Raw genomic sequence first — 6603 nt, 5'->3', positions numbered from 1 at the left:
TGACTCTCTACCAGGTCCTGGACACGCTCCAGGACCTGCTGAGGTGCTGGACCGGCACCTGCACCACATGCGGTCGGCCCCTGGCCACACGCAGAACCAGACCCAGAACCTAACGAAGCACTACTAGGCCGCCTCCTTCTTCGGCTCCTGCAGGTTGGGCCCGTCCCGGGCGGCGCGGGCGGCGGACCCTGACGTACCCTCGTGTCTCGTCAGGGTCCCCGGAACCTGGCGGGAACCGGTTCGAGCTAGTTCGAGGGACTCACGTGGCAGAGGCGGAGCGCATCATCGGTACGCCGGAGGTCGGGGACGAAGCCCAGCCCGAGCCCGAGGCGCCCAGGGGGCGCCGGAGGATCGCGGCGCTGCTCGTCGTCGCGGTCATCGCCTACCTGCTCGACCTGGGCACCAAGATGGTCGTCGTGGCGGAGCTGGAGCACCAGCCGCCCATCCGGATCATCGGCGACCTGCTGCGGTTCGAGGCCGTCCGCAACCCGGGCGCGGCGTTCGGCTTCGGCGAGGCCTTCACGATCCTCTTCACGGTGATCGCCGCCTCCGTGATCGTCGTGATCGTCCGGCTGGCCCGCAAGCTGTACAGCCTGCCGTGGGCGATCGCGCTCGGCCTGCTGCTCGGCGGGGCGCTCGGCAACCTCACCGACCGGATCTTCCGCTCGCCGGGCGTGTTCCGCGGGGCCGTCGTCGACTTCATCGCGCCCGCCCACTTCGCCGTCTTCAACCTCGCCGACACGGCGATCGTCTGCGGCGGCATCCTGATCGTCCTGCTGTCCTTCCGGGGGCTCGACCCGGACGGTACCGTCCACAAGGACTGACGGGGCCGGGACCGGGGCCCCGCCGAGTCCGGCATACTCGACGGGTGAGCACGATTCCCGAGATCCGCACCCTGCCCGTACCCGACGGCCTCGAAGGCGAGCGCGTCGACGCCGCCATCTCGCGTATGTTCGGCTTCTCCCGGACGAAGGCCGCCGAGCTCGCCGCCGCGGGGAAGGTCTCGGTCGACGGCAGCGTCGTCGGGAAGTCCGAGCGCGTCCACGGCGGCGCCTGGCTCGAAGTCGAGATGCCGGCCCCGCCGCGCCCGGTCGAGGTCGTGGCCGAGCCCGTCCCCGGCATGGAGATCATCCACGACGACGACGACGTCGTGGTCGTCATGAAGCCGGTCGGCGTCGCCGCCCACCCGAGCCCGGGCTGGACCGGCACCACCGTCATCGGCGGCCTGGCGGCCGCCGGCTACCGCATCTCCACCTCCGGCGCCGCCGAGCGCCAGGGCATCGTGCACCGCCTCGACGTCGGCACCTCCGGCCTCATGGCCGTCGCCAAGTCCGAGCGCGCCTACACCTCGCTGAAGAACCAGTTCCGCGAGCGCGTCGTCGACAAGCGCTACCACGCCCTCGTCCAGGGCCACCCCGACCCGATGAGCGGCACCATCGACGCCCCCATCGGCCGGCACCCCAGCGCCGACTACAAGTGGGCCGTGACCCAGGACGGCAAGCCGTCGGTCACCCACTACGACCTGATCGAGGCCTTCCGCGCCGCCTCCCTGCTCGACATCAAGCTGGAGACCGGGCGCACCCACCAGATCCGCGTCCACATGTCCGCCCACCGGCACCCCTGCGTCGGCGACCTCACCTACGGGGCCGACCCGACCATCGCCAAGCGGCTGAAGCTGACCCGCCAGTGGCTGCACGCCGTGCGCCTCGGCTTCGAGCACCCCGCCGACGGGCAGTGGGTCGAGTTCGAGAGCGGCTACCCGGCGGACCTCCGGCACGCCCTGGACGTGATCCGCGCCGAGAGCGAGTGACGGGCGTGCCGGACCCCGCCGCGGCGCCCGCCCCGTTCACCGTCCGGCGCGCCACCTCGCCGGAGGACCTGAAGGCCTGCTTCGCGCTGCGCACCGAGGTGTTCGTCGTCGAGCAGTCCGTACCGGAGTCCGTCGAGTACGACGCCCACGACGCGGACGCGGTCCACGTCCTGGCCGTCGCGGCCGACGGGACCCCGCTCGGCACCGGACGGCTGCTGCACGGCCCGGCCGCCCTCGGCAAGACCGGCGGCCCGGCGGCCGGCTCCCTCGGGCGCCTCGCCGTCGCCGCGCCCGCCCGCGGCCTCGGCGTCGGGGCGGCGCTGGTCCGGGCGATCGAGGCGGAGGCCGCCCGGCTCGGGCTGGCCGAGGTCACCCTCGGCGCGCAGGTCCACGCCCTCGGCTTCTACGAGCGGCTCGGCTACGAGCCGTACGGCCCCGCGTACGAGGAGGCGGGCATCACCCACCGCGCGATGCGGCGCACGCTGCACGCCCGGGACGCCCGCGGCGCCTAAATCCCCGTCCCCCCGGCGGCGGGCTGGCAGGGTGGGGGAGTGGATCAGCTTGCCCTGCTGTTCGTGCTGCTGCTCGGGGCGGTCGTCTCGGTGCCCCTCGGGGACCGGCTGGGGCTTCCGGCGCCCGTCCTGATGACGCTGGCCGGGGCCGTGCTCGCCCTCGTGCCCGCCGTCCCGAACGTCGACATCCCGCCCGAGTACATCCTGCCGCTGGTGCTGCCGCCCCTGCTGTACGCCTCCGCGCAGCGCACCTCCTGGCGGCAGTTCGCGGCGAACGTCAGGCCGATCCTGCTGCTCGCGGTGGCGCTGGTCTTCGTCACCACCGCCGCCGTGGCCGCCGTCGCGCACGCCGTCGTCCCCGGCCTGCCGATCGCCGCCGCGGTCGCCCTCGGCGCGCTGGTGGCGCCGCCCGACCCGGTCGCCGCCACCGCCGTCGCCGGGTCGCTGGGGCTGCCCCGGCGGCTGGTGTCGATCCTGGAGGGCGAGGGGCTGTTCAACGACGTCACCGCGATCGTCCTCTACCACGTGGCCGTGGCCGCCGCCGTGAGCGGGAGCTTCTCCTGGCCGGAGGCGCTGGGGGAGTTCGTCCTGTCCGCCGTCGTGGCGGTCGCCGCGGGCCTCGGGCTCGGCTGGGCCGCGAAGACGCTGATGGGGCGGCTGGGGGACGCCACCCTGCGGATCGGGCTGACGCTGCTGGTGCCGTTCGTCGCGTACGTGCTCGCCGAGGAGCTGCACGGCTCGGGGGTCCTCGCCGTGCTGACCACCGCCCTCTTCCTCGCCGAGTACGCGGGCGACGCGGACGACGTGCTGGGGCGGCTGGCCGGGCACACCTTCTGGGAGATCGTGGACACGCTGGTCACGGGGGTGGCGTTCGGGCTGATCGGACTGGAGCTGCACAACGTCTTCGGCGTCGCGCACGGCCGCGAGGGCGAGATGGCCGGCTGGGCGGCCGCCGTCGTCGTCGTGGTCGTCGTGGTCCGGCTGCTGTGGCTGCTGCCCGCCGCCTGGCTCGCCCGGCGCCTGCACACCGGGCGCGACGTCGACGAGGAGATCCCGCTCGGCTGGCGCGAGAGCGTCGTCATGTGGTGGGCCGGCATGCGCGGCGTCGCCTCGGTGGCGCTCGCCCTCGCGATCCCGCTGACCGTGGCGGGCGGGGCGCCGTTCCCGGCGCGCGACGAGATCGTCTTCATCGCCTTCTCCGTGGTCACGGTGACGCTGGTGTGCCAGGGGCTGACCCTGCCGTGGCTCGTGCGCCGGCTCGGCGTGGAGGCCGACCCCGGCCCGGGGCAGGAGCTGCAGCGGCAGCTGGCGATCCGCGCGGCGAGGGCGGCGAAGCGGCGGCTGCAGCAGATCGAGGCGGCCGAGGACCTCCCGGAGGACCTGGTGGAACAGCTGTACCGGCGGGCGTACGAGCTGGGGGCGCGCATCAGCCCCGACATGGTCGACGAGGAGCGGCGCGAGGCGTACGCGCAGCGCGAGCGGCGGCTGCGGGACCTGCGGCGCATCCAGCGGGAGATGCTGTCCGCCGCCCGGCACGAGGTGCTGGCGGCGCGCAGCGAGCCGGGCGCGGACCCGGAGGTCGTCGACCGGGTGCTGCTCCACCTCGACGTCCGCAGCCTGCGGGCGCCGTAGCGGGCCGGGGCCCGGCCGGGTCAGGCGCGGGCGCGGGCGGTGACGCCCTCCGCGGCCGCGCCGCCGCCGGTCGGGCCCCCGGGCGGCGGGACGGCGGCAGCGGTCGCGATGCGGGGCAGGGCGTGGGGGTGGTGTTCCACCAGCCAGGCGAGCATGCGCTCGCGGACCGCGCAGCGCGCCGTCCACAGGTCGCCGGCGTCCTTCGCCGTGAGCACGGCGCGGACCTCGATCGTGTGCGGTGCGGTGTCGGTCACGGCGAGGTCGAGCGCCCGGCCGTCCCATGCGGGGACCTCGGCGAGGATCCGGCGGAGCTGCCGGCGCATGGCCTCGACGGGGGCGCTGTGGTCCAGGTGCCAGAAGACGGTGCCGGTCATCTCCGCGCCGCCGCGCGACCAGTTCTCGTACGGCTTGGCCGTGAAGTACGACACGGGCATGGTGATGCGCCGCTCGTCCCAGGTGCGGACCACCAGGAAGGTCAGGGTGATCTCCTCGACGGTGCCCCACTCGCGGTCCACGACGACGGTGTCGCCGATGCGTACGGTGTCGCCGAAGGCGATCTGGAGGCCGGCGAAGAGGTTGCCCAGCGAGGACTGGGCGGCGATGCCGGCGACGATGCCGATGAGGCCCGCGGAGGCGAGGACGGAGGTGCCGACGGCCCGCATGGCCGGGAAGGTCAGCAGCATCGCGGCCGCGGCGACCACCACGACGGCGGCCGTCACCACCCGCTGGATCAGCGTGACCTGGGTGCGGACCCGGCGGACCCGGGCCTGGTCGGAGGTGCGGCCGGCGTAGCGGGCGTACGCGGCGTCCACGACGGCGGTGGCGATGCCGGTGAGCAGCCAGGCCGTCGAGGCGATCAGTACGAGGGTCAGGGCGCGGCCCACGGCGAGGGTGTGGTCGGGCAGGATCCCGGCCTGCCGGTAGGAGCCGCGCAGCAGCAGCGCGCACAGCGCGAGCCGGAACGGCCGGCGGCAGCGGCGCAGCATCACCCACAGCGGGGTGTCGCCGGGCCGGGCGGCGGCGCGGCGCAGCAGCACGTCGAGCAGCCACCCGGCGGCCAGGGTGGCGGCGAGTGCGCCGCAGGCGTACAGGAGGGGCCGGAGAAGGGTGTCCGTGTCCATGGCCTTCCGCGTAACCGGAACACGCGCTCGGAAACTGGCACGATGTGTGGCATGGACATCATGCTCTTCCATTCGACGTACGGGCTGCGGCCCGCGGTGCACGAGGCGGCCGGGCGGCTGCGCGCGGCCGGCCACGAGGTACAGGTGCCGGACCTGTTCGAGGGGCGCACCTTCGAGACCGTCGAGGAGGGTGTGGCGCACCGGGACGAGGTGGGCCGGGACGAGCTGCTGCGGCGCGCGGTGGCGGCGGCCGCCCCGTACTCCGACCGCGGGCTGGTCTACGCGGGCTTCTCCTTCGGCGGGTCCGTCGCCCAGCACCTGGCGCTGGCCGACGAGAAGGCGCGGGGGCTGCTGCTCCTGCACGGCACGGCCGACCTGGGGGAGGACGCGTCGGTGGACGGGCTGCCGGTGCAGCTGCACGTGGCCGACCCCGATCCGTTCGAGCCGCACGACTGGCTGACCGCCTGGTACCTGCGGATGCAGCGGGCCGGCGCGGACGTCGAGGTCCACCGCTATCCGGGCGCCGGGCACCTGTTCACCGACCCGGGGCTGGAGGACTACGACGCGGAGGCCGCGGAGCAGGCGTGGAAGGCGGCGGTCGGCTTCCTGGACAGCCTGTAGGAGCGGCGGCGGAAGCGGCGAGGGGCGGGGCACCGGGAGAACCGGTGCCCCGCCCCTCGCACGCGGGCGGACGGGTCAGCCGCGGTAGGCGGTCCACATGCTGTTCATGCGGGCCACCTGGCCGGCGGTGAACTGGTACATGCAGGAGTCGTACGTGTAGTCCATGAAGTTGTGGATCGGGTCGGCGCCGGCCTTGCTGGCGCAGCTGTCGCGGCCGGTCGGGCACTCGTACGCGGCGCTCTTCTCGGCCGGGGTGTCGGCCACGGAGTCACCGCTTCCGTTGCAGCCGCCCTGGAAGGTGTGGTAGAGGCCCATCCAGTGGCCGACCTCGTGGGTCGCGGTGTCGCCCTCGTTGTAGTTGGCGGCGGAGCCGCCCGGCAGCGAGGAGTTGAGCAGGACCACGCCGTCCATCTTCGGCTGCGAGGCGTAGGAGCTGGGGAAGGTCGCCCAGCCGAGCAGGCCGCCGCCGAGGTTGGCGGTGTAGACGTTGAGCGCGTTCGAGCCGCCCTTGCGCAGGGCGTTCTTCATGTCCTTCTCGGCCTGGGAGCCGTGGGAGACGCCGTACCAGGAGGCGTTGTCGGTGTAGTCGGTGGAGACCAGCTGGAACTGGTAGCCGGCGTTGACGTTCCCGGTGCCCTGGCCGCTGTAGGCGGCGTTGAGGACGGCGAGCTGGTTGTTGATGTCCGTGGCGGACAGCTTGCCCTGGGTGCCGCTGTGGATGACGTGGAAGTAGACCGGGATGGTCGTGGCGGCGGTCGCCTCGGCGGCGCGCATCTGGCGCTGCGGGCCCATCTGCGACAGCTTCTTGGCCAGGTCGGCGTCCATGGCCTTGACCTGGGCCTCCGTCACCTCGTTGGGCTCGGCGGCGTGCTTGTCGTGCGGCCGGGCCCAACGAGGTGACGGAGGC

At 73.9% G+C, this 6603-nt stretch carries 7 protein-coding genes; 5 read left to right on the top strand and 2 right to left on the bottom strand.

The features are described from left to right. Positions 1 to 263: 263 nt before the first annotated feature. The 4 genes from lspA to EF903_RS26630 are packed head-to-tail and all read left to right on the top strand — an operon-like array spanning position 264 to position 3954. Positions 264 to 824, top strand: a complete 561-nt coding sequence (gene lspA / locus EF903_RS26645; protein ID WP_125547353.1) for a signal peptidase II — start codon at positions 264 to 266, stop codon at positions 822 to 824. A 44-nt stretch (positions 825 to 868) separates the two neighbouring features. Continuing rightward, a complete protein-coding gene (locus EF903_RS26640) occupies positions 869 to 1810 on the top strand; it encodes an RluA family pseudouridine synthase (RefSeq protein WP_125547351.1) in 942 nt (313 codons plus the stop codon). Between the two features lie 5 nt (positions 1811 to 1815). Continuing rightward, a complete protein-coding gene (locus tag EF903_RS26635) occupies positions 1816 to 2322 on the top strand; it encodes a GNAT family N-acetyltransferase (RefSeq protein ID WP_125547349.1) in 507 nt (168 codons plus the stop codon). A gap of 39 nt (positions 2323 to 2361) precedes the next feature. Continuing rightward, the gene (locus EF903_RS26630; protein WP_125547347.1) at positions 2362 to 3954 is read left to right on the top strand and encodes a Na+/H+ antiporter; all 1593 of its coding nucleotides are present in this window, start codon (positions 2362 to 2364) and stop codon (positions 3952 to 3954) included. 20 nt (positions 3955 to 3974) lie between these two features. On the opposite strand, the gene EF903_RS26625 is transcribed toward EF903_RS26630, so the two are convergent. Beyond that, complete coding sequence (locus tag EF903_RS26625) at positions 3975 to 5075, bottom strand: mechanosensitive ion channel family protein (protein WP_260615966.1); 1101 nt, start codon at positions 5073 to 5075, stop codon at positions 3975 to 3977. 51 nt (positions 5076 to 5126) lie between these two features. Here EF903_RS26625 and EF903_RS26620 point away from each other — a divergent pair, with 51 nt between their 5' ends. Next, positions 5127 to 5696, top strand: coding sequence for a dienelactone hydrolase family protein (locus tag EF903_RS26620; protein WP_125547343.1), 570 nt, complete (start codon positions 5127 to 5129; stop codon positions 5694 to 5696). A 75-nt stretch (positions 5697 to 5771) separates the two neighbouring features. On the opposite strand, the gene EF903_RS26615 is transcribed toward EF903_RS26620, so the two are convergent. Continuing rightward, the coding region (locus tag EF903_RS26615; protein WP_148142579.1) for a zinc metalloprotease at positions 5772 to 6603 on the bottom strand (832 nt) is incomplete at its 5' end.

It is taken from the genome of Streptomyces sp. WAC05292 (genome assembly GCF_003949955.1).
Lineage (GTDB): Bacteria > Actinomycetota > Actinomycetes > Streptomycetales > Streptomycetaceae > Streptomyces > Streptomyces globosus.
Note: the sequence above shows the minus strand (reverse complement) of the source record. Positions and strands in the feature narration are given on the sequence as shown.

What these genes read in the sequence shown, in the direction of transcription:
- EF903_RS26625 (WP_260615966.1), bottom strand. Translation starts at nt 5,075, where the DNA reads ATGGACACGGACACCCTTCTCCGGCCCCTCCTGTACGCCTGCGGCGCA.
- EF903_RS26620 (WP_125547343.1), top strand. Translation starts at nt 5,127, where the DNA reads ATGGACATCATGCTCTTCCATTCGACGTACGGGCTGCGGCCCGCGGTG.